Consider the following 23,236-nt stretch of genomic DNA (forward strand, 5'->3'; position numbering starts at 1 on the left):
ACTCCTCAACTTCTCAACCTCCCTCAACTTCTCAACGCTCATGGATACTTTCAACTGGGGCATCATCGGCCTAGGGCGCATCGCCCACAAATTTGCAGCAGATTTGGCAAAAACACCGGGAGCTAAACTCACGGCAGTAGCTTCCCGAGATATGGACCGATCGGCTGAATTTGCCCGTCAGTATGGTGCCAGCCACTACTATGGTACCTACGAGGAAATCATCCAGTGCCCCGACCTCGATGCAGTGTACGTTGCCACCCCGAATAATCTTCACCGCGACAATACTTTGTTCTGCCTGGCGCATCAAATTCCAGTGTTGTGTGAAAAGCCATTTTCCATCAACATCCACGAAGCCCGCCAAATGGTGCAGGAGGCCCGGATGCAACAAACCTTTTTGATGGAAGCCTTCTGGACGCGTTTTTTGCCCACCACCCAAAAAATGTTGCAGCTCATTGAAGAGGGGCAAATTGGGCAGATTCTCGGAGTAAAAGCTGATTTTGGCTTTAAACCGCCTTATGAACCGGAAGGGCGCTTGTTCAATCCAGATTTAGGCGGTGGAGCGCTTTTGGACATTGGGGTTTACCCGCTCTTTTTGGCAACGCTGGTACTGGGAATGCCTACTGAAGTGACTGCCAAGGCCTACATTGGTTCTACCGGAGTAGATGAAGATACCGCCATCATTTTACGCCACCAAAACGGATCCCTTTCCCATCTCCATACTACCATCCGGATGGGTACCAAATCAGAAGCCTTTATTTATGGCGAAACGGGTACCATCCATTTTCACAGTCGTTTTCACGAAATGACCTCGATGAGTTTATTACGGGAAGGAAAACGCCCCGAGTTTTTCCAATTCAACCAGGAAGTTCATGGTTATACTTTCGAAGCCCAGGAGGTAATGCGTTGTGTTGCAGCAGGGCTCACCGAAAGCCCGGGCATTGAACTGGATTATACCCTGGCCAGAATGGAGCTTTTGGATGAAATCCGTAGGCAAATTGGGCTGAGTTACCCTATGGAAAATGTGGAGTAAAAAAATACCATTTAAATACTTTCACCTTTACCAAAAAAACCAAAATTCTTACCAAAAACCTCAAAATTCTTACTGAACCGCGGAAATTTTGGATTGTGTCCTCGGATCGTCTGTAAATTGCAAACGTTTGCGGAAAACAAGTTAATTACGGTTCAGGTTGTACGCAACTGATATGCTTTATTGCAACGCAGACTTCCAGTCCTTTTCTCTACGCAAAGTGTGTAAATAACATTAATCAACAGTGGTTTAACAAATAAGGCCCTTACCGTCGGTCCTTTCATTGCCTTAACCAAAAGTTTACCTCAGTACTACTTAGCCAAAGTTTATTTTACTACAGCATACCACGAACTGCTCATGAAATGCTTTTGTTCCCTCCTTTGTTTTGTATGCTTGCAAGCAACGCTTGGAGCGCAAGGTATTGCGCCTCCACCATCCGCAGCAATCGCCAGGACAATCATACGGCCAATCGATTTCCAGCAACAATTGAACACAATCGCCTTTGGTTCCTGCAACAACCAGGAAAAGGATCAATCGATGTGGAAACCCATCTCATTGAATGAACCGGATTTGTGGGTATGGTTGGGCGACAACATCTATGCGGATACGGACAATATGCAAGCAATGTCCAGGATGTACCATAAAGTAAAGAGTGAACCTGACTACAGCAAATTGCGCGAACAAAGTTCAATCATGGGCATCTGGGATGATCATGATTATGGAGTAAATGACGGCGATAAAACCTACCACAAAAAGCAACAGAGCAAAGCCTTGATGCTGAAATTTTTAGATGTTCCTGCCTCAGATCCTGTCTGGAAGCATGAAGGGGCTTATCAAGCCTATACAATCGGGCCAGTAGGGCGCCAGGTCAAATTCATCTTGTTGGATGGACGCTATTTTCGCGATGAACTGAAAGCTAATCCAAGTGGCACTCCACGTTATTTTATCAATGAAACTGGCGACATGCTCGGGGAAGTGCAATGGCAATGGCTGGAAACAGAACTGCGCAACAGTACTGCACAAATTCACATCATCGGTTGTGGCATCCAATTCATCCATGATGAGCATGCCTTTGAAAAATGGGCCAACTTCCCGCTTGCCCGCAAACGGCTTTTGGACCTATTGGCGCAAATTAAACCCGCCAAAACCATGCTGATCAGTGGGGATCGCCACATTTCTGAAGTGTCTAAAATGGAACTGCCTGGTTGGGAATATCCGCTTTATGATTTCACCTCCAGCGGACTTACCCACGCTTATGCAGGTAATGCGACCGAACCCAATCGCTTCCGGGTTTCCACTTTGGTCAATCAACGTAGTTTTGGCGTCTTGCGCATCGATTGGTCAGCAACTACCCCCAAAATCACGATGGAAGCACGTGGTTTGGACAATGTTGAGTTTTTCAAAATAGAATTTTAGCCCCTTTCTTTAAGGGCAACCAAACTCCCTCATTCCCACGTCTTATGGCTTGCTCTTTGGGCAGGCCATTTGCATTTTTGGAGTTGTAGGAAATCCCTTCTTTCGTTGAGGTCTTGACGTTGGAGCTTTTTTCAAAAAAGAAAATAATTTTTGGTGGCTTTTCCTAAAAATTGAGCTCTGCGGTGGTTTTTCGCTTTTACCGCAAATTATTATTTTAATCTTTGCTTTGAAAAATTTTTAAAAAAACTCCGCTTTTTTGCATATTTTGCGGTTAAGTGTCGGAGAAAAAAGAATTAAATTAACAGTTCCGTACACTTTTTTCATTCTGAGCAATTGGCTTTTCGGGTTTGATGCAATATTTTTGAACTTCTACTTGACAGCAACATGTGCTTACTAGCCAATTTACGACCAGATTATTTCCAATTCTTTAGCCTATTCTTTGAATCACCAAGAACTTAGCAACCTAAGTCCCTATTGCTCTAACCATACTGCTGCTTCAGCAACCCAATTTCAACTGAAACGCATTACGCGTTAAAGATATTTTTTATTGATCAGACAACAGTTTTGCATATGAAGGAGACCAATGAAGGTTTGTACGTTCCGCAGTTGGAAAAAGACTCTTGTGGCACGGGTTTGATGGCCAATCTCAATGGCATCAAATCCCATGAACTGGTCGAGGACGCCCTCACCATGTTGGCCAACATGGAGCACCGCGGAGCTTGTGGTTGTGAACCCAATACCGGGGACGGTGCCGGTATCATTATCCAAACTCCTCATGAATTTTTCAAGAAAAAATGCCGGGAACTCAAGATCGACCTACCTGATTTTGGCAAATACGGGGTAGGGATGGTTTTTTTCCCCATGGATCGGGCGCAACGCCAGGAGTGTCGGGTTTTATTCCAGGATTACATCGATGAATGTGGATTTGAATTGATTGGCTGGCGCAAAGTACCTACCGATCATGAGTTGTTGGGCGAATCCGCAGTGGCAACCGAGCCGCGAGTGGAGCAAGTATTTGTAAAACCCAAGCAGGAAATGGAATTACAAACGCTGGAACGCCGTTTGTACATCCTGCGGAAATTTGTGATCCACAACATTTACAAAGTTTTCCCTCACGTGAAGGAAAGCTTCTACATCGCCTCATTTTCATACAAAACTGTTGTATACAAGGGCCAGCTGACCACGTATCAGCTGCGCCCTTACTTTTTGGATTTACAGGACGCGGACCTGAAATCGGCGATTGCCCTGATTCACTCCCGTTTTTCAACCAATACCGTACCAAAGTGGAAACTAGCGCAACCATTCCGCTACATCGCTCACAACGGTGAAATCAACACGGTAAGAGGGAACCTGAACTGGTGGCAGTCCAAGGAGAAAAACCTGATGTCGGAAATTTTTTCCGATGAAGAATTGGAGTTGATCAAACCCATCTGTGGTGACGATCTGTCCGATTCTGGTAATTTCGACAACGTCCTGGAATACCTGGTGATGAGTGGTTATTCCTTGCCCCATGCCCTGATGATGATGATCCCCGAGGCTTGGGAGCACGATGACACCATGGAGGACTACAAAAAAGCCTTCTACGAATACCACAAAACCATCATGGAGCCCTGGGATGGTCCGGCTTCCATTTGTTTCACCAACGGTATTTTGGTAGGGGCAACCCTCGATCGCAATGGCCTGCGCCCTTCACGGTACTGCCTGATGGAGGATAATACCTTGATTGTAGCCTCCGAAGCGGGTGCCTTGCCTGTGGACCAATCCAAAGTGGTGAAAAAAGGACGCCTACAACCAGGTCGGATGTTGATCGCCGATTTGGACGAAGGCCGCATCGTAGGGGATGAAGAGCTAAAAAGTGTCATCTGCCAACGTTTGCCATACCGGGATTGGCTCAAGGAGCACCGTCTCACCTTGAACGATTTGCCAGAAAACATCCCTGGCACGGTAGAGATGGACGATCAAAGTTTGTTGCGCAACCAACAACTCTTTGGCTTCAGCAAAGAAGACATCAAGGTGTTGATCAACCCAACCGTAGCCGATGGCCAGGAACCCCTTGGCTCGATGGGCGCAGATACACCTCTGGCGGTACTTTCGCACCAATCGCAGCACCTGTCTAATTACTTCAAGCAGTTGTTTGCCCAGGTTACCAACCCACCGATCGACCCCATCCGGGAACGTTCAGTGATGTCATTGTTCGCCATGTTGGGCGGCAACCCCAAGCACCTGGATCTGGTGCCCGAGCGTGGCCGTTTCATCCACCTGGAGAGTCCGGTCATCACCAATGGAGAACTCAATCGCGTAAAATACCTCGAAGAAGGTTACTTCAAATCAGGCGTCATCAATATCCTGTTCCGGGCTGACGGCCAGGAAGGCCGCCTCAAAGCAGCCATCGATAACATTTGTGCTGAAGCAGAAGACCTCGTGCGTCAGGGTGCCAATATCCTGATCCTTTCCGACCGCAATGTGGACGAAAAACACGCGCCAGTGCCTTCCCTTTTGGCCATTGGCGCGGTGCATCACCACTTGATCCGTCGCGGTTTGCGCACTTTGACTTCAATAGTTGTTGAAGCCGGCGATATTCGGGAAACGCACCACTTCTGCACCTTGATCGGTTACGGAGCCACTTGCGTGAACCCATATATGGTTTATGCGACCATCGCCCAGGAGCGTGAATTAGGCCACCTGGATGCCAGCATGAAGTTGGAAAAAATGATCGATACCTTCAACAAGGTTATCGGCAAATCCATCCTCAAGGTGATGTCCAAAAACGGAATTTCTACCCTGCAATCTTACCAGGGGGCTCAAATCTTCGAGATTCTGGGGATTTCCAGAGAGGTGGTGGAAAAATGTTTTATCGGTTCGGTCTCTCGTATCGAAGGGATCAGTTACGATGGCATCGCTGAAGAAGTATTGGCACGTCACTCTGTTGCCTATCCAGAGAGCCCGGTACCTGGAGCTCAACTGGACGTAGGTGGGGTCTACCAGTGGAAACGCCGTGGGGAAGCACACTTGTTTAACCCCAAGAGCATCCACCACCTGCAAGTGGCCTCGCGCAAAAACGATTATCAGGAATACAAAAAATACGCTACGATCATCAACGAACAAAGCGAACAGGCGCTGACGCTACGGGGTTTGTTGACTTTCCGCAAGGGTAATCCCATTCCGATTGAGGAAGTGGAGCCAGTGGAAAACATCATGAAGCGTTTTGCTACCGGGGCCATGTCCTTTGGTTCGATTTCTCACGAAGCACACACCACCCTGGCCATTGCGATGAACCGCATTGGCGGCAAAAGCAATAGTGGGGAAGGTGGCGAAGACGAGATTCGCTTCGAACCTAAAGAAAATGGCGACTGGGAACGCTCGGCCATCAAACAAGTAGCTTCAGGTCGTTTTGGGGTAACCAGTTATTACCTGACCAACGCTGCTGAGCTACAAATCAAAATGGCTCAAGGTGCCAAGCCTGGCGAGGGCGGTCAACTGCCCGGCCATAAAGTAGATGAATGGATTGGCCGCGTGCGTCACTCCACTCCTGGAGTTGGTTTGATTTCACCGCCGCCACACCACGATATTTATTCCATTGAGGATTTGGCACAGCTCATTTATGACCTCAAAAATGCGAACCCTGCCGCCCGCATCAACGTAAAATTGGTGTCCAAAGCCGGGGTAGGGATCATTGCTTCAGGGGTAGCCAAAGCACACGCTGATGCCATTCTGATCTCAGGTCACGATGGGGGTACGGGAGCTTCTCCACTCACCTCGATTCGCCATGCGGGTCTGCCCTGGGAACTTGGCCTGGCCGAAACCCATCAAACCCTGCTCCGCAACAAACTGCGCGACCGGGTAGTGGTTCAAACCGATGGCCAATTGCGTACGGGTAAAGACATCGCCATCGCGACCCTTTTAGGCGCTGAAGAATGGGGTGTAGCTACTGCGGCCCTGGTGGTAGAAGGCTGTATCATGATGCGCAAGTGCCATGTCAACACCTGCCCCGTAGGGATTGCCACCCAGGATCCTGAGTTGCGCAAACGCTTTAAAGGCGATCCTGATCACGTGATCAACTTCTTCCGCTTCCTGGCTGAGGACTTGCGTGAAATCATGGCGCAATTGGGCTTCCGTACCATCAACGAAATGGTGGGTAAAGTGGAATTGCTGCGCCTGCGCAACAATATTCAACACTGGAAATACCGTCAGGTGGACCTGAATGCCATCCTTTTCAAACAGCCAGTGGATGAAAACGTAGGCCAATACAAGCGGGTTGAACAAGACCACGGCATTGCCGGGGTTCTGGACCGCAAGTTAATCTATCAGGCCAAGTTGGCATTGGAGAATGGACAAAAAGTGAGTTCAATTTTCCCAATTCAAAATACCGATCGTGCCGTGGGAGCGATGCTCTCCAACGAAGTTTCCAAGCGCTACAAAGGCAAGGGTTTGCCCGATGCCACGATTGATTTCCGGTTCCGAGGTTCGGCGGGACAAAGTTTTGGTGCTTTCGCTGCGCCAGGCTTGCAGTTCACGCTGGAAGGAGAAGCCAATGACTACTTCGGCAAAGGTCTTTCCGGTGGTCGCCTGATTGTAGTCCCCGATCGTGAGGCCAAATTCGAACCACAGGAAAACATCATCATCGGCAACGTGGCCTTTTACGGTGCCACTTCCGGCGAAGCCTACATCAAAGGTATGGCGGGCGAACGTTTCTGCGTGCGCAACTCCGGGGTCAAAACCGTAGTAGAAGGCATTGGCGATCATGGTTGTGAGTACATGACGGGTGGCGTAGTAGTGGTGCTGGGCGAAACAGGTAAAAACTTTGCTGCCGGGATGAGTGGGGGCGTAGCTTACGTATACAACCCACTCGGGGCATTCGAAAAACGCGTCAACACCGAAATGGTCGACCTCGACCCAATGGAAGACGAAGATTTCGACTTGCTGCGCCGCATGTTGCGCAACCACTTCACCTGCACCAGTAGCAAAGTGGCCCGCGAGATGCTGGAAAACTGGGACATTGAACGCCAATTCTTCACCAAAGTGATGCCACGCGATTACAAAGCTGTACTCGCCAAGCGCGCTGAGAAAATGAAGGTTGACATCAAACCAGCTTTAGTGTCTTAATCCAACCCGACCCATGGCTTTAGCCGTGGGAGGCACAGACGAAATCAATCCATGGCTTCAGCCGTGGAGCTAACCCACGGATAAATCCGTGGGAGGCACCAAACAAGAACCAACCCACGAATTTATTCGTGGGGGAAAAACAAACCAATGGCAGATCCAAAAGGATTTCTCAAACATACTCGCGAGCTCCCCTCTTCACGCAAACCCGAAGAGCGCATCAACGACTATCGCGAGATTTACGAGCCGTTTTCCGCTGAAAAAACGGTTAATCAGGCTTCTCGGTGTATGGACTGTGGTGTACCCTTTTGCCACAGCGGTTGTCCATTGGGGAACATTATCCCTGAGTTCAACGACGCAGTATACCAGGAAAACTGGGACGAAGCGTACCAAATCCTCAGCAGCACCAACAACTTCCCGGAATTCACCGGACGCATTTGTCCGGCTCCTTGCGAGGCAGCTTGTGTACTGGGCATTAATCAGCCCCCCGTAGCCATCGAGCACATCGAGAAGTCGATTGCCGAATTGGCCTTCGAAAAAGGCTACGTCAAGCCACAGATACCTGCACACCGTACCGGTAAAAAAGTGGCCGTCGTCGGTTCGGGCCCTGCTGGTCTGGGTGCTGCAGCACAATTGAACAAGGCTGGCCATGAGGTCACTTTGTTTGAGCGCAAAGACCGCGTTGGGGGCTTGCTGCGTTACGGCATACCTGATTTCAAGCTGGAAAAATGGGTCATTGAGCGCCGCGTTGGGGTTATGGAGCAAGAAGGGGTTAACTTCCGCGTCAATACCAACATCGGTGTAGACATCGAAGCCAAACAATTGCTCAATGATTTTGATGCAGTCGTTCTGGCTGGTGGTTCCACCATTCCACGCGACCTACCCATCCCTGGCCGGGAACTGAAAGGAGTGCATTTCGCGATGGACTTTCTGGAGCAAAGCAACCGCCGCCAGGCTGGCGATCAATTGCCTGCTGACGCAGATATTTGGGCTACCGATAAACACGTAGTCGTGATAGGTGGTGGAGATACAGGTGCAGACTGCGTGGGAACATCCAATCGCCACCGGGCTGCTTCGATCACCCAAATCGAATTGTTGGCCAAACCACCCAAGGAGCGCGATCCTTATTCCTGGCCCAATTGGCCAATGATTTTGCGGACTTCTTCTTCACATGAAGAGGGGGCTGACCGTCAATGGGCCATCCAGACCAAACGATTCATCGGTGACGAACAAGGCAATGTCAAACAATTGGAATTGGTGAAGGTTGAGTGGGGAATGGATCAAACCACTGGCCGCTATTCTTTCAAAGAAGTGGCGGGGTCTGAACAAATCATTCCCTGTGACCTGGCCCTCTTGGCTATTGGTTTTGTTCACCCACAACACCAGGGCATGCTCGAACAATTGGGCGTAGAACTGGACGAGCGTGGCAACGTCAAGGCCAACGAGCAGAAGTACCAAACCAGCAATAAAAAAGTCTTTGCAGCAGGTGACATGCGCCGGGGTCAATCCTTGGTAGTATGGGCCATCTCCGAAGGTCGCGAATGTGCGCGTCAGGTGGATTTGTTCCTGATGGGGCATTCGGGCTTGGAGGCGAAAGAGGATTCGCCGCTGATGTTGCACGAGATTGAAGAATAACTCGTAGGGGAAACCCTGTGTGGTTTCCCCACAAGACAGCCATTTTCAATATTTCATTACCGCATTATCGCATTTTACATGCGATAATTGGGTGTCAGGGGCAACCACGTAGGGTTGCCCCTACAATTTCACCCGGATAACCGAAAACGAATACCCTTTCACCTCCAATTCCACTTTCTTCCCCTTCGTCTCGATTTCCCTTTCCATTGGCGCAACCACTGTCGGCATATCCATCGTATTCTCCGCCTCCAAATTGTCATTTTGCAAGGTGATCAACTTCGCCTTTGCATCCAGTTTTTTCACGCCATCGATGTTCACTTCCGTAGTTTGGGCTTTAGCCGAAGCATTGACAATTTTAATGATCAACTCATTGCTGGCCTGATCCAATGTGGCTGAAGCATAAAGGCTATCCTGCCCGGTAGCGGGCGTTTTATCCTTGTACAAAATGGGCACTACCCGGCTCCCCTTGTAATTGGCGTACAATTTTTGCACATGATAGTTTGGCGTAGGCATGGTTTTTAAGTTATCCACCCAAATCAGGTTTGGTTTCCATTGCCAACCATCCACGTGGCCAAAAAGTGGGGCATAAGAAGCCATCTGTACCACATCCGCATTGCGCTCTAGCCCGGTCATGTAGGCAGCTTCCGCCAAGGCAGTCCGCCAGTTGTTTTTGTTATTCACACTAACCGTTTTGTCACTTTGCCCGGCGTATTCTCCGGCAAAAACTTTAGAAACAGACTTGCGGTCGTAACTATCGTAGCGTTTGGCATTGGCCAAAAACCATTCCGGGCGGCTGTAATAGTGCTCATCGATGAACTCGGCCTTCATTGCCCGCAATTCCCCATTCAGATAGTCGAACAGTTCCCCACTATGGTTGATGCCGCTGCTGCACACCAGTTTGATGTTGGGATATTCCCGCTTGATGGCCGCCTGGAAGACTTTCAGACGTTCGATGTACTGGGGCCCCCAGTTTTCGTTGCCTACGCCGAGCATTTTGAGGTTGAAGGGAGCAGGGTGCCCCATGTCGGCGCGCATTCGGCCCCATTTGGTGGAGATAGATCCATTGGCAAACTCAATCAAATCTAGGGCATCCTGGACATACGGTGCTAGGTCACTCAGTGGCGCAACTTCAGCCGAGTTGAATTGGCAGGCCATGCCGCAGTTCAAAATGGGTAAGGGTTCAGCACCGATGTCTTCGGCCATTTGGAAATACTCGAAGAAACCCAGGCCAAAGGTTTGGAAATAATCTGGCGTAGGACGATGGGCAAATTCATAATTCCAACGGTTGATCACGAGCTTGCGATCCTCCACGGGACCAATCGTACGCTTCCATTGGTAGCGCACCGATAGGTCGTGCCCTTCCACGATACAGCCACCGGGGAAGCGGATGAAGCCAGGTTTCAGGTCAGCCAGCATTTGGATCATGTCGGCGCGGAGGCCTCCTTTGCGCCCTTTCCAGGTATCACCGGGAAAAAGGGAGAGCATGTCTATGTCCAATACGCCAGTACCTTCAAACCAGATGTTGAGTTTGGCTTTGGGTTCGGTAGCAGTAGCGGTAAAGCTGGTTTCGCCCTTTTGCCATACGTCGCCCGTATTTTTGGGAGCGAACTGGCCGGAGCCAATGACTTCCCCCTTCTCCGTGACCAATTCCAGGTGGATTTTGGCGTTCCCACTTTGCAAACGATAAAGCACCGAAAAATCGTAGCGCAGTCCCTTTTTGATACCCATGCCTCGGAAACCTTCATTGGTTAAGCCCAGGCTATCCTTAGGCGTTTTATGGAGGGTAACCTGCAAGTAACGCGGGTTGGTTTCTGATTTTTCTGGTCGATTGATGATCAGGAGGTTGGACCCAAAATTCACGCTTCCCATCGCTTTGCTACTGCGCAGTTGCCAGCCCATCAGGGGTTTAAAAAACTCAAAGGAGCGGTTTTTGATCAGTTCAGCGTACATGCCTCCATCGGCACCCAGGTTGATGTCTTCAAAAAAGATGCCCCACATGGTGGGTGAAACGGCTGCGCCCGGTTTGTCTGCTTGAACGGAAAAGACGGCTTTGTTTTGGGCAAAAATCGGTGCCACTTGCAGGAGGAGAAGTAAAGAAAGGACGGCTATTCTCATGTTTTGTTTGTCGATCGTTGATGAATTGACAAACTTAAAAAATTTTATCAGTTTGGTTGAAGGAAAGACGGCATTGGGGGTTGCTGCCTTTTATACTGCGCTCCGCCAAGTTTTGCGTATGCCTATGCACAAAACTTGGCGGAGTGCAGCATATCATTCAGTTTACCTTTTTCAGTTCGTAAACCCTTTTTCCTTTGAACAATTCCTTGTTTATGCTATTCTGCCGTTCCCACCCATAATAAGCACTGGTGAGCCTCAAGCCAGACTTGCTTATTTCATATTGCCATCCTCCTTCTAAGTAAGAACCACAGTCGATGTGTTCGGGACAGGGTAAAGATAAGTCTACAAAAAAGATGGAATCACCTCTGACCGAAAATGTTCCCGTATTCAATCGATTGGAATTTACAAATTCAAAATCAAAGTTCTTAAGCGTTAAAATTAGGTTTTCCTCTTTGTATTGGTTTGAAGAATAGGAGGTATCTGGGTTGGTATTGAAATTTTCAATGGTGGTTTTTTCCCATTCGCCAACTAAGGTTCCAATGTATTGGCCTTCAAATTGAGTAGTGGAGTTCTCAGATTTAGTGCATTGGGTAAAAACCAGCAGGGCAAAAAGCAGTAAAAGTGTTTTTATATTTTTCATACAACCAAAGTTTAGTGATGATCTACTTGCCAAAGACGTGCTTTAGCGGGCAATCGTTGGCGCTCCAATAAGCTATTGGCTGAATACGAGGAACGAGAAAAAAACACATGTGCGTAGAACACAGCATTAAAAGCCTTAAACCAATCCGAATTTTCCCAGCTTCACTTGCACGAATAGGAGCCATTTTTGTTGGGTTACCTTCCACCCAAACTCTTAAACGTAAATGCCCACTCCGACTCCCCATTCTCCCGCAAATACAACAGCCGCTCCCTCCCCTCTTCAGCCGTAGGCATAGCCCCAACTGGCACCCACCACAAAGCCATGTGTGCCACTTCCATCTTCTCAAACCAGCGCGCCCGATCCCGAAAAACCTGCAAATGAGCGGATTTATAAGCAAAGTTTTTCAAATCCTCCGCCGACTCCCACACCGACATGTTGACGATGATCAGTGGATCACCAAATACATTGATACTGGTGGCATCATTGCTGGTGTCGTCTTTTAAGCGCCACACAAAACCGGGGCTGCTTTCCGCCAAGGCATTGATGTCGTCAAGCTGCCGGACGAAGTCAGCAATGAGTGGGTCATCGATGGGCGCCAGGAGGCGACCAATGTTGATTTGAGCGAGGTGTTTCTGTTCCATCGGGTGTGAAATTTGGTCTAAAAATAAAAAAAAGCGGCAGCAAACCCACTCGTCTGCCGCCGCTTCTTAATCTATTTCAAAATTGGGAGTTGAATGTCGCTCGCGGTAGCCTCAACCTTCTCAACCCCTCAACTTTCTCAACTAATCTTACAAATTCCCTTTCTTCAACTCTGACACCGCGTAATCCACTGCCCGAGCAGTAAAGGCCATATAGGTCAAAGAAGGATTCACACAGTTGGCCGAAGTCATGAAAGCGCCATCCGTAACAAATACGTTAGGAGCTACCCAAACCTGGTTCCACTTGTTCAGCACCGAGTTTTTGCGGTCGGTACCCATCCGGGCAGTACCCATTTCGTGGATGCCCAAACCCAGCGCAGGCTCACTGGTGCGGCTGCTCACGTTTTTGGCACCCATTGCTTCCAACATTTCAGCTGCGTCGGCCTCCATGTCTTTGCGCATGTTGAGCTCGTTGCTGGTATAACCCGCGTCGATCACCACTTGTGGCAAGCCCCACTGGTCTTTTTTATCGGGACTGAGGGTCATCATGTTGTCTTTGTAAGGCAACCATTCCCCAAAGCCACCCAGGTTGACACTCCATGGCCCAAGTGAAGTATATTGTTTTTTGAAATCTTCACCAAAGCCCATAATATCGCGGCTCCAGCCCTGGCGACCAGCAGCTCCTCCCTGATAACCAAAGCCCCGGATGTAGCCCTTGCCTTCTTCGTGCAGGTTGCGATAGCGGGGTACATAGACGCCGTTGGGTCGACGGCCAAAGGTCGTTTTGTCCAACTCACCTTCAAAAATGCCACTTGCACCTACACCCAGGTGATGATCCATCAAGTAACGGCCCAAGGATCCAGATTCATCCAAACCTGCAGCACCATAACGCTGGGTTTTGGTGTTCATCAAGATGGAGGTGGAGCCAATACAGGAGGCGTTCAGGAAGATGATTTTGGCAAAAAACTCCATAGGTTGTTTGCTCACCTCATCAATCACATTTACCCCTTTAGCTTTGCCTGTCGCTTCATCATAAATCAGGGACCCGACAATAGAATGTGGGCGGAAGGTCATGTTCCCCGTACGCTCGGCAGAAATTAAAGTAGCCCCATTGCTGCTGAAATAGGCACCATAAGGGCAACCGCGAGAACAAAGGTTACGGTATTGGCATTTGCCCCGACCCAAGGCCAATTGCTCCTGGGTAGGTGCGGTCAGGTGCGCAGCGCGACCTGGAATGATCTTACGGCCTTTCCACTTGGATTCAACTGCTCTTTTGAGCACTTTCTCGGCGGCAGTCAGGTCCATTGCAGGTTGGAAATCGCTGTCAGGCAGTTGAGGCAGGTTTTCCACCGAACCACTGACGCCTACATAGCGCTCCACATAGCTGTACCAGGGGGCGATTTCGTCGTAATTAACCGGCCAGGGAGTAGCAATGCCGTCTTTTGCATTGGCTTCAAAGTCCATCTGGCTCCAACGGTAGCTCTGCTTGCCCCAGGTGATGGAACGGCCCCCTTTGTGGTAACCCCGCATCCAGTCGAAACGTCTTTTTTCGATGTAGGGATGTTCGGTATCCTTGACGAACAAGTAAGCAGTGCCCTCATTTTGTACGGTATACCCTGTGCGGGCCTGCACACTTTGTAGTTTGAGGTTTTCCTCGGATGAACGACCTTGGTGAGGAAGATCCCAAGGCATACTCATGGTAGTCTGGTAATCGACTACGTGCCGCAGATCGCGACCCCGTTCGAGTACCAGCACTTTGAGTCCCTTTTCGGTCAATTCTTTGGCAGCCCAGCCGCCGGAAATACCCGAACCTACTACAATGGCGTCGTAAGTGTTTTCTGCAACAACGCCGTTATGATTGATTTGCATGGATGTTTTTTTTGCGATGACGACTACAAATAAATTTTGTCTCCCATTTTGTACAATTCTTCGCCACTCCAGCGGCCTGGGGCGAGCTGGTATTCAAAGGCTGTACTCGCCCCTACTTCGCTATTGGCATAGCAGGATTTCACCAGGTCTTTGGTTGCACGAATAAATCCACCACGAACCTTTGCATCCCGTTCTGCTTTTTCCATGGCGGTAAGGATTTCAATTTGTTGTGGCATTTTGAGTTTGGCAAAAGTGGATCCATGTTTGGTTTTGGTCTCTGCATCCAGGTTGGTCAACCCATCCATGATGACCTTTTGCGCATCGGGTTTGTAGCAATCCTGTAGCAGGATTTCAAACCAGCGTGGTACCCCCGCCTCGATAGCTCCTGGTGTATCGGTTTTAGGGATGATGCATTGGGCAACGGCAGCCAGTGTTTTGCGTTGCTTACCGCTCAGAAGGGTCGGCTTGATGCCCGCGTCCATAGGCTCGGCGAGCCGGGCAAAAACGGTTTCCGGTACAGCCAAGGAGGCTCCGAAAACAGCCGTAAAGATCTTTACTGCTTCTCTTCTCTGCATGATTGAAAAAGAATTAATACCCAGTAATGCAGCGCTAATCTAAGTTGTACTTCACTGCTGGGCATGATTGAATAGCATGATTTCCGAATTCTCTAAAAGTAAACAAGCGCGGTAAAAATAGGAAGAGGAAATGGTTTTTTCCCAAAAAAAGAACAAACATTAAGGGAAGATTAACAATAAGATTCTGATTTGGTTTGGTAAGAATATTGTGAAGAATACAAAAAAAACGGGTGAATGACCATGTGCCATTCACCCGACGCGATTCTTTAGTATACGTGGTTAGAGAAGAACTTCGCAGTGTTTAGTTCAGCGTATAGCGAACAGCGAGGGCGCCGTAGCCGCCTCCAAAACCAGTAAGGTAACCACTGCCGATGTAAATGGTGGGCACCCAGTCTGCACTGATGTTGATGGGTGTATTGGGGAATTTGTAATCTAGTCCCAAGTTACCCATAATCCCCAGGCCAAAACTACCAGCATCGCTAAATCCAGCATCATAGTTATAGAAAAATGCACTGGCTCCACCACCGAAATACCATTGCAAATTATCTACACCATTGATTGGCTTATGAATTTGGTAAAGTGCACCTACATTCACCCAGCTATAGCCAGCATAGCCACGGAAACCAGCAAATAATTCCAGGGCGTTAGATTCTGAAAGGAAGGTTTTGTAAGAAACAGAGAGCGGAACGCCCAGGCGCAAACCAATGGCAGAATTGTAAGATTGAGCATGAATCGCGTTACTGAACAAAACAGCACCCAAAAAGGCGAACAGGAAAAACAGTTTTTTCATTGTATAATAGTTTTAGGTTTAACAAGCATGGTTGTTTGTGAAGGTTGATTCTCGGGCAACCGCAAGGTCAGACAAGATAAACGGACAAAAAGTTGCGATCAATACAGGACAGGAGGACTTTTAATGCCGGAAAATTACTACTTTTTCTCATCAACTTGCAACCAATATCTGATGAAAAAAGCGTTATGGAGGATAAACTGGCTCTAAAACCAGACATATCTTTGCCAAAACTAATTTGGAAACGGAAAAAAAATTAATTTCACTTCCTGAATTGTTTAAAAGGGCCGCCATTAGGGCAGCCTCTAAAAAGGGCAGCCACACAGAGCAGCCCCGACTAGCGCCTAATCATGAAGCAACCCGTAATTTTTTTGGCTTTTGCCAATGACAAAGATGATCACCTGCCCCTCCTCGATGAGGAACGCAAGGTCATTAACGGGCATTTGCTTCCCTTGGCCAACCAGCAGTACCTGCAATTGGTGATTGAACCCAGCGCTACCACTGCCGACATCAGCCGCTTTGTTACCGACCTAAAAGACCGCATCAATATCTTTCACTACGGAGGGCACGCAGGCAGTAAAGAGATTCTTTTGCAGGATCAAACGGCCAACTCCGATGGCATTGCCCAATTGTTGGCTCTACAAAAGGAATTAAAGGTTGTTTTTCTCAACGGTTGTTCCACGAAGGCTCAAGTGGGGCTTTTACAGGAGCTGGGCATTCCGGCGGTCATTGCCACCTCTATCCCTATTGCAGATAATTCTGCCCGGAGCTTTTCCGACGTGTTTTACCGGGCTTTGGCTGAAGACCATACCCTGGAAGAAGCCTATAAACTCGCCGCTGCCAACCATTTGATGACCACCGGCCAGGCCGCAGGTATCAACCGAGGTTTGCGGATACGCAAAGAGGAAACCGACCCACTTCCCTGGGGGCTCTACATCACCGAAGGTAAAGAAGCTGTACTGAACTGGAAAATTCCCCGGCAAAGCGCAGGTTCTTTCATAGTGCGTGGGGCAGGGCTGAAATACCAGAGTGGAGTGGTTATCAACCAAAAACTGGTGATGGCCATTGCCAATGCCATCGCACCACATAGCCGCAGTATTCAGTTGATCCTGGACGAGGCCAAATCCAAAAACCGCGAGCCTAAAATGCGCGACTTGCGGGTAGCGGTAATCGACTCCTTCCCTACCCCGATTGGCATGCACTTGCGCAAGTTGTTGATCGTGGAAGAAATAGGTACGGATCGACTCCAGAAAATTGTCAATTTGTATCAGGTGTCGGCACAGTTCCTGGCTTATGTTTTACTGGCTCAGGTTTGGGATGAAAAGTTCAGCAATTCCAACTACACCATTCTGCCCGTCACCCAAGCAGCGCTCAAAACGTTTTTGTCGCTCACTACCGCAGATAGTTCGACCTATAATTTTGTCAACCTGATTGAAGCATTGGGGGATACGCTGGCGGAAAGCAAAACCCCCTTGTTTGTAGAGGAATTCAACACCCTACGCAAACAATACCAGGAGGAACCAGCATTAAAAACCGCCGTACTTTTCCTGGAAGAAATGAAACGGGAACTCATGGGGACTGTAGCCGCCGATGAGATTGAGAGTTTTTGTGTGCAAGGGGAAGACAAATTGTGTGAAATCTTCAAACACATTGGTTTTGCCGCCAAATATACCCTGGCTACCATCAAAACGATTGAATTGATTAAGCCCAGGCACGCTACCCCCCGGTTTCGGCACAATCTGGTCGTGCTCAATCAGCTTACTGCGGCAATTGGCGTACTGGACGATGTACTGGAAACGACGGAATACACCGACAACAACTCGGTGATCCTAATGCGCGACGAAGAAACGGTTTCTCCTTCGTTGAATTTGTCCCCATTTATTTTGGACGAAAACGCCCTATCCGGCCAGCAAAACTCTAAATTGTTCTTTTTTACCAGTTACGAGAACAAACAAATCAACTTTACCCTGATCGACAATTTGAAAGACACCCTCAACATTACGAGGGACAACTATCCCCTGGTGAGCGAGCTTTTTGATGGCTTCATCAATAAATTTAAGGTATGACCCGTACACCTTTCAAGTTTTTGGACGCATACGGTAAAGCAGATACCGAAATCTTCTTCGGACGTGAGGAGGAGGTGGAATCGCTGTATCAAATGAGTTTCCAAACCAACTTAATGCTGGTGTATGGGGTATCGGGTACTGGCAAAACCAGTCTGGTGCAATGTGGTTTGGCTGGAAAATTTGAATCCAGTGATTTGTTCGACATCACCATCCGCCGCAAAACCAACCTGAACGACTCCTTCTGCGATGAGTTGAAAAAACACGACCTGGAAAAATCATTTGAAGATGGCTTCGCGCCTGATCAAATGATCCACTCCTTGTACCTGGACTATTTGCGGCCCATTTACCTGATTTTTGACCAGTTCGAAGAGTTGTTCATCTTGGGCTCCCCACAAGAAGAGGCCCTTTTTGTCAAAACCATCAAAAAACTACTGGCCGCTGAGCTCCCCTGCAAGATCATCATCGTAATCCGGGAGGAATACCTGGGGCATTTATCGAGTTTTGAAAAAGTGGTGCCCCAAATTTTTGACAAACGCCTGCGGGTGGAACCCATGAGCCGGAACAATGCGCGCCGGGTCATTGTCAATACCTTACAAAATGACAAGATCCACGTAACCCTCAGCAATGAGCAGGTTGCCGATACCATTATCGACAAGGTCACCGAAGGAATGGGCCGGGTACAGCTCACTTATTTGCAGGTCTTTCTCGACAAATTATATCGGGTAGCTGCCTTGCGGGGTGGCTCTGAGATTATTTTTGACAATGAATTGGTCAATGATGTGGGGCGGATTGAAGATGTGCTTCGCGACTTTTTGGACGAGCAACTGGACGTATTTGCCCAGGAAATAGACACCAAAGAACTGGGACTCAAATGGCTCAAGCTTTTTGTATCCGACAAAGGCACCAAAATCCCGATCAAACGGCAGGACGTAGAACGCGCCATGCCCGAACTGGGCCGCCTCAAACACTTCAACTACCTTCAGTTTTTTGTCAATCACCGCATATTACGGCCTTTGGACAGTGACCAGTACGAACTGATCCACGATAGCATCGCCTTAAAACTGTCCCAAACCAAAACGGCAGGTATTCCCATGCCGCTACAAGTTCCAGCACAACAATTACCCGCCAATCCTTTCCTGAATTTCGCCCCCTACAGCCCCGAAATGGCTGAATTGTTTTTTGGACGGGACAAGGAAATTCGGGAATTGTTCGATAAAGTCATCAACGATACTGCCGTGCGCTCTACGCTGGTTTTTGGCCCAATCGGGGTGGGTAAAACCTCTTTGCTGCGGGCTGGTTTAATTCCAAGGGTACAACAGTTGTTCCGCACCGCTTACCTGGCTCTGAGTCGGGAGATGTTTGATTCGCCGCTGTTTTCGGAGCTATTTTTAGGTCCACCGAACAAGAAAGAGGCTCCTAGGCTCTTGGAATTGTTTTTTGGCGCGGATACAGCGAAGATCAACACCGAAGAGCGCAAAATACTGGTGCTCGATCAGTTGGAAGAAGTGTTCATTTGGGTGACGGAAACGGCTCAATTGGAATTTTTTTACCGCCACCTCGCCCACCTGATCGATGGTACGCAAAATTGCGATCTGGTTTTGGTGATCCGCGACGAATTTTTTGCCAATTTGCAAGACCTTGAATCTTTTATTCCAGGTATTCTTGAGGAGCAAATGCGCGTTAAACCTTTGGATCGTTTCAGTGCTGCCGAGGTGATTCGCCGCAACCTGCACTTCGCCAAGGTTGATCTGGACAATGAACAGGTAATGGAGCGAATCCTGCAAAACGTAACCGAGGGTGATGGCAAAATCAATTTGACTTTTTTACAATTATACATGCATAAATTGCTGATAGCTTGAAAAAAATCACACTGGACAGCCTCGATCAAGTCGGGACTGGCAACAACATTGTGGAAGACCTGCTCGACCAGCAAGTGCGCGAAATCGAATCCATCCTGGGCGAAAACTACCGGGGCATGGGCAATAAGGTTTTGTCCATGTTTGTACAAAGTGGGAATCGGGTGCAGCTCAGCGAAACCGCTATTGCAGAGGAATTGCAAAATAAAAAAGGCCTGGGCTTCATGATGGTGCAGCGCATCTTGGAACAAATGCTCAAGGCCAATCTGCTGCGCAAAACCCCTGGTGGAAAATACGAACTCAGCAACAACCTCCTGGCTCAACGCGCTTTTCAAAAAGTAGAAGCTGAAAACCGGGTATTGCGCACGATGCGCTCCAATATCCGCGACCGCATGGCGCGCAAGGAATTGCTGGACGAGCATTATTTGAACTACATCACTTCTTCACTGGATTTGTTGGATTTGACGCAGGAGGAATATGAATTTGTAAAAGAGTCCAGGGATACCATTCAACGGAAGAAAAGGCGGCGGGGATTTTTGTTGACTTTGTTTGTTTCCGCGCTTTCACTGATGGCATTTTGGGCTACGATGCAAACCTGGGAAGCCCGCAAAAAAACGAAAGAATTAGCCGTCATTGTTAAAGAGTTGGAAGTAAGTCGGGATAGTTCAAGGCATGCTTATGCGAATGAGCGCGCAGCTAACGAAATAACACAACAGAGTCTGGACGCGCTTAAAGAAGAAAAAGATCGTGCAGATTCTTTGGCGAAAAAAGCAACTGCAAATGCCGCCCGAGCTAATGCCGAAGCCGCCCGGGCTAACATAAACGCTAAAAAAGCTGAAACCGAAAGAAGACGAGCCGAGAGCGAAAAAAATAGTGCCATTAGCGCCAGCCAAGCCGCACTCAGGGCCGAAGCCGCTGCCAAACGCTCCGCCGAACGCGCAGAAGAACTGCGTATAGAAGCCCAAAAAGCTGAAAAAAACGCCCAGGATGCCCGTCAGCGCGCCATAGTGTTCAGCAACGCCGTTGTAGCCCTCAATGCCGCCCTCAAAAGCCAGGAACTCGATGATCCCCGCCTGCAAGCACTCGTCGCCCGGCAAGCATACAATATCGTGAGTGAATCACCAGAATTGGGGCTTACCCGGCATCCTTACATCTACAATGCCTTGTATTATGCGGTGAAAGACGTAGACAACAACCTTCGTTTTCGCAATAAGGCCCATGAGGGTGCTGTACGCGACATCATTTTTCAGGATGATGGCAAACGTTTTTTCACTACGAGCAGCGACGGCCAGGTGGTGCAATGGGACATCAATGAATGGAACGCCCTGGGCGTACCCGCTCACCGACAAACGCGCCTGCCCTTTGAGGGCGATGCCGTACACAATTCACTGGCACTGAGCCCGAATGAGGATCGTTTGCTCGTAGGAGGTGAGTTAAGCTATTTGCAGGTGTATAACCTGAAGAATAAAATGGTCAAACGTTTTGACTGGCCCAAAGGGAAAAGCACCGAAGAAATCTTTTCCGTAGGCTTTCTCAATAACGGCTCCTTGGTCGGAATGGGCCGCAGTCATTTTTATTACCTGAAAGATGAAAATACAGCCATTGCAGATATTCCTAAAGTCAGTTCACGGGCCAGTACTTTTTTAAGCACTAGTCAGGGGGTTATTGCACTTACGGTACAATTACTGTATCAAGAGTTGACCAAATTCAACATCGAAGGTTTGATCAATGGCCGTTTGTACCGGCAAGAATTTGGCACCCGGCAAATCAACGCCCAAAGCAAGTATGGCAACCTCACTTCTATCGCGGCGCAGCAAGCGAGTGGAGAAGGTTTATTGGCCATGGGTTTTCAAAACGGGCAAATTGTACTGGGCAAGATGAATGCCAATACCCTAGAAGTACGAGAAAAATTGGTCCCCCTATTCAAACAAAACCAGTCCCCCATTGTCGATATCACTTTTAGCGCCAATGGTCGCTATTTGGCAGCCGCCAGTTTGGATGGTCGAGTGACCATTTGGGACTTAAAAAATTCGGAAAAGGACCCTACTTATCAGCCTTTGTTGTTGGAAGACCATGAAGGCTGGGCAACTTCGGTTTGTTTTACCCCCGATGAACGTTTCCTTCTGGTAGGTACCAAAAATGGGGAAGTAGCCTTCTGGAACCTCGAACCACGCGTTTATGCCGAGCATTTGTGCAATCAATTGCGCATCAACTACCTCAGCCCACGTTACGACCAAATGGACGACGAGGATTGGCGCCGCTTTTTTGGTACAGAAATTAAACAACAACGGGTATGTGGCGGAAATTAAACAATCTGCAAGGGGGGGCTTTTTGGAGCAAAGTGGTGCTTGGTTGTTGCTTTCTGCTGCTGCACTTTGGAGCATTGGCTCAAGTCGACAGCTGCCAGGAACGCCTCATCCAAGCCAGCCAATTGTACGAAAAGGGCAAACTCAGTCAGGTGATCCAAACCCTGGGTAATTGCCTTTACAACCACGATGAAAGCCGGGTAACCCGTCGGTCTGCCCTCAACATGGCCGCGGAGTCTTTTATTTTTATGGACAGCGTCAGCCTCGCCCAACTCACTTTATTGGAGCTTTTACGCCTCGACCCTTTCTACAAGGTCAATAAAGACATTCCTGAAATGCGTTACCTGCGGGAGCAAGTGGTCACCTACCCTTGTGTAGAAATTTCCGGTTTTTTTGGCCCTAACCTACTCACCAGAGCTAATTTTCAAAGTGCTGAGGTTTATCCCGGTGGCACGCTGGCCAGTCGTAAGTTTAGTCTCAAGGGAGTGGATGATGATTTTGATGTAAGTTGGGGCTTTACTGCTGGACTGGAGTTTGGACTTGCCCTGGATCGACGCTCCAATTTTGACCTGCATTTTGGCCTCGATGTTTCCCGTTACACCTTCCGCTACGTCCAGGAAATGGACAATGTGCCCAATTTCGACAAGGAACTCGATCGGGCCAGGCTCTTCATTGCTGAAAAACATTTTTGGCTGAGGACACCCTTGTTTTTGTCTTTTAACCTGGTGCCACGCGAAAGCATCGTCGAACGACACGTGATTCCTTACCTTAAATTTGGTGGCAGTTACGACCACTTGCTCCGACAAACGGCTAAACTGAGCTCGCTCAAGTTAAGTTTTCCGCCAGATGACACTTCCACCACTAACCCCGGCACACGGATTGGAGATTACCGCCAGTCCAGCAACTTTTCTGTTCTGGCTGGGGCCGGCGTCAAACTACATTTGCATCGTTTTTTCCTGCTGCTGGATGCGCAATACTCCCAAATGTTGCGAAATTTGCGCAATACGGAAGCGGCGCAGCTGCGTGTTGATGAATACCGCTACGTCGATAATGATTTTACCCTTAGTAATTTTAGCCTTCGTCTGGGCTTTGGTGTCTTTTTGTTCCGGGCCAAAGTCAAATAATCGCAAGACCACATTTTTTCTGTCCTTTTATCCACTGCAAACGTTTGTGTGTCCCGGCATTGGGGTAAGGTATGTCAAAATT

At 48.6% G+C, this 23,236-nt stretch carries 14 protein-coding genes; 8 read left to right on the plus strand and 6 right to left on the minus strand.

Annotated elements, in window-relative coordinates; translation table 11 throughout:
* Nucleotides 1-40 precede the first annotated feature (40 nt).
* From ACO08K_RS06725 to ACO08K_RS06740, 4 genes are all read left to right on the plus strand, one after another.
* Nucleotides 41-1,030, plus strand: a complete 990-nt coding sequence (locus ACO08K_RS06725) for a Gfo/Idh/MocA family protein (protein ID WP_421795619.1) — start codon at nt 41-43, stop codon at nt 1,028-1,030.
* Nucleotides 1,031-1,420: 390 nt separating this feature from the next.
* Nucleotides 1,421-2,443 (plus strand): alkaline phosphatase D family protein, encoded by a 1,023-nt coding sequence (locus ACO08K_RS06730; RefSeq protein ID WP_421795620.1) that lies wholly within the window; start codon nt 1,421-1,423, stop codon nt 2,441-2,443.
* Between the two features lie 570 nt (nt 2,444-3,013).
* Nucleotides 3,014-7,546 carry a glutamate synthase large subunit gene (gltB, locus tag ACO08K_RS06735; RefSeq protein WP_421795621.1) on the plus strand — a complete coding sequence of 1,511 codons (4,533 nt, stop codon included), beginning with the start codon at nt 3,014-3,016 and terminating at the stop codon, nt 7,544-7,546.
* 147 nt (nt 7,547-7,693) lie between these two features.
* Nucleotides 7,694-9,178, plus strand: coding sequence for a glutamate synthase subunit beta (locus tag ACO08K_RS06740; RefSeq protein WP_421795622.1), 1,485 nt, complete (start codon nt 7,694-7,696; stop codon nt 9,176-9,178).
* A gap of 120 nt (nt 9,179-9,298) precedes the next feature.
* On the opposite strand, the gene ACO08K_RS06745 is transcribed toward ACO08K_RS06740, so the two are convergent.
* The 6 genes from ACO08K_RS06745 to ACO08K_RS06770 form a co-directional block, all read right to left on the minus strand.
* Nucleotides 9,299-11,293 carry an alpha-L-arabinofuranosidase C-terminal domain-containing protein gene (locus tag ACO08K_RS06745; RefSeq protein WP_421795623.1) on the minus strand — a complete coding sequence of 665 codons (1,995 nt, stop codon included), beginning with the start codon at nt 11,291-11,293 and terminating at the stop codon, nt 9,299-9,301.
* Nucleotides 11,294-11,450: 157 nt separating this feature from the next.
* Nucleotides 11,451-11,933, minus strand: a complete 483-nt coding sequence (locus tag ACO08K_RS06750) for a hypothetical protein (RefSeq protein ID WP_421795625.1) — start codon at nt 11,931-11,933, stop codon at nt 11,451-11,453.
* 194 nt (nt 11,934-12,127) lie between these two features.
* Nucleotides 12,128-12,574: a DUF3291 domain-containing protein gene (locus tag ACO08K_RS06755; RefSeq protein ID WP_421795626.1), complete on the minus strand. Its 447-nt coding sequence runs from the start codon at nt 12,572-12,574 to the stop codon at nt 12,128-12,130.
* A gap of 147 nt (nt 12,575-12,721) precedes the next feature.
* Nucleotides 12,722-14,440: a GMC oxidoreductase gene (locus ACO08K_RS06760; protein WP_421795627.1), complete on the minus strand. Its 1,719-nt coding sequence runs from the start codon at nt 14,438-14,440 to the stop codon at nt 12,722-12,724.
* A gap of 23 nt (nt 14,441-14,463) precedes the next feature.
* Nucleotides 14,464-15,015, minus strand: a complete 552-nt coding sequence (locus tag ACO08K_RS06765) for a gluconate 2-dehydrogenase subunit 3 family protein (RefSeq protein ID WP_421795628.1) — start codon at nt 15,013-15,015, stop codon at nt 14,464-14,466.
* Between the two features lie 301 nt (nt 15,016-15,316).
* A complete protein-coding gene (locus tag ACO08K_RS06770) occupies nt 15,317-15,805 on the minus strand; it encodes a hypothetical protein (RefSeq protein ID WP_421795629.1) in 489 nt (162 codons plus the stop codon).
* Between the two features lie 347 nt (nt 15,806-16,152).
* On the opposite strand from ACO08K_RS06770, the gene ACO08K_RS06775 reads away from it, so the two are divergent.
* The 4 genes from ACO08K_RS06775 to ACO08K_RS06790 are packed head-to-tail and all read left to right on the plus strand — an operon-like array spanning nt 16,153 to nt 23,154.
* Nucleotides 16,153-17,868 (plus strand): CHAT domain-containing protein, encoded by a 1,716-nt coding sequence (locus ACO08K_RS06775; RefSeq protein WP_421795630.1) that lies wholly within the window; start codon nt 16,153-16,155, stop codon nt 17,866-17,868.
* Nucleotides 17,865-19,727: an ATP-binding protein gene (locus tag ACO08K_RS06780; RefSeq protein ID WP_421795631.1), complete on the plus strand. Its 1,863-nt coding sequence runs from the start codon at nt 17,865-17,867 to the stop codon at nt 19,725-19,727. Before ACO08K_RS06775 ends, ACO08K_RS06780 begins: the two co-directional genes overlap by 4 nt.
* Complete coding sequence (locus ACO08K_RS06785; RefSeq protein WP_421795632.1) at nt 19,724-22,033, plus strand: hypothetical protein; 2,310 nt, start codon at nt 19,724-19,726, stop codon at nt 22,031-22,033. Before ACO08K_RS06780 ends, ACO08K_RS06785 begins: the two co-directional genes overlap by 4 nt.
* On the plus strand, nt 22,018-23,154 hold the full coding sequence (locus ACO08K_RS06790; protein WP_421795633.1) for a hypothetical protein: 1,137 nt from the start codon (nt 22,018-22,020) through the stop codon (nt 23,152-23,154). The genes ACO08K_RS06785 and ACO08K_RS06790 overlap by 16 nt, the downstream gene beginning before the upstream one ends.
* Nucleotides 23,155-23,236: the final 82 nt, after the last annotated feature.

The organism is Haliscomenobacter sp. (assembly GCF_965225875.1).
Taxonomy (GTDB): domain Bacteria; phylum Bacteroidota; class Bacteroidia; order Chitinophagales; family Saprospiraceae; genus Haliscomenobacter.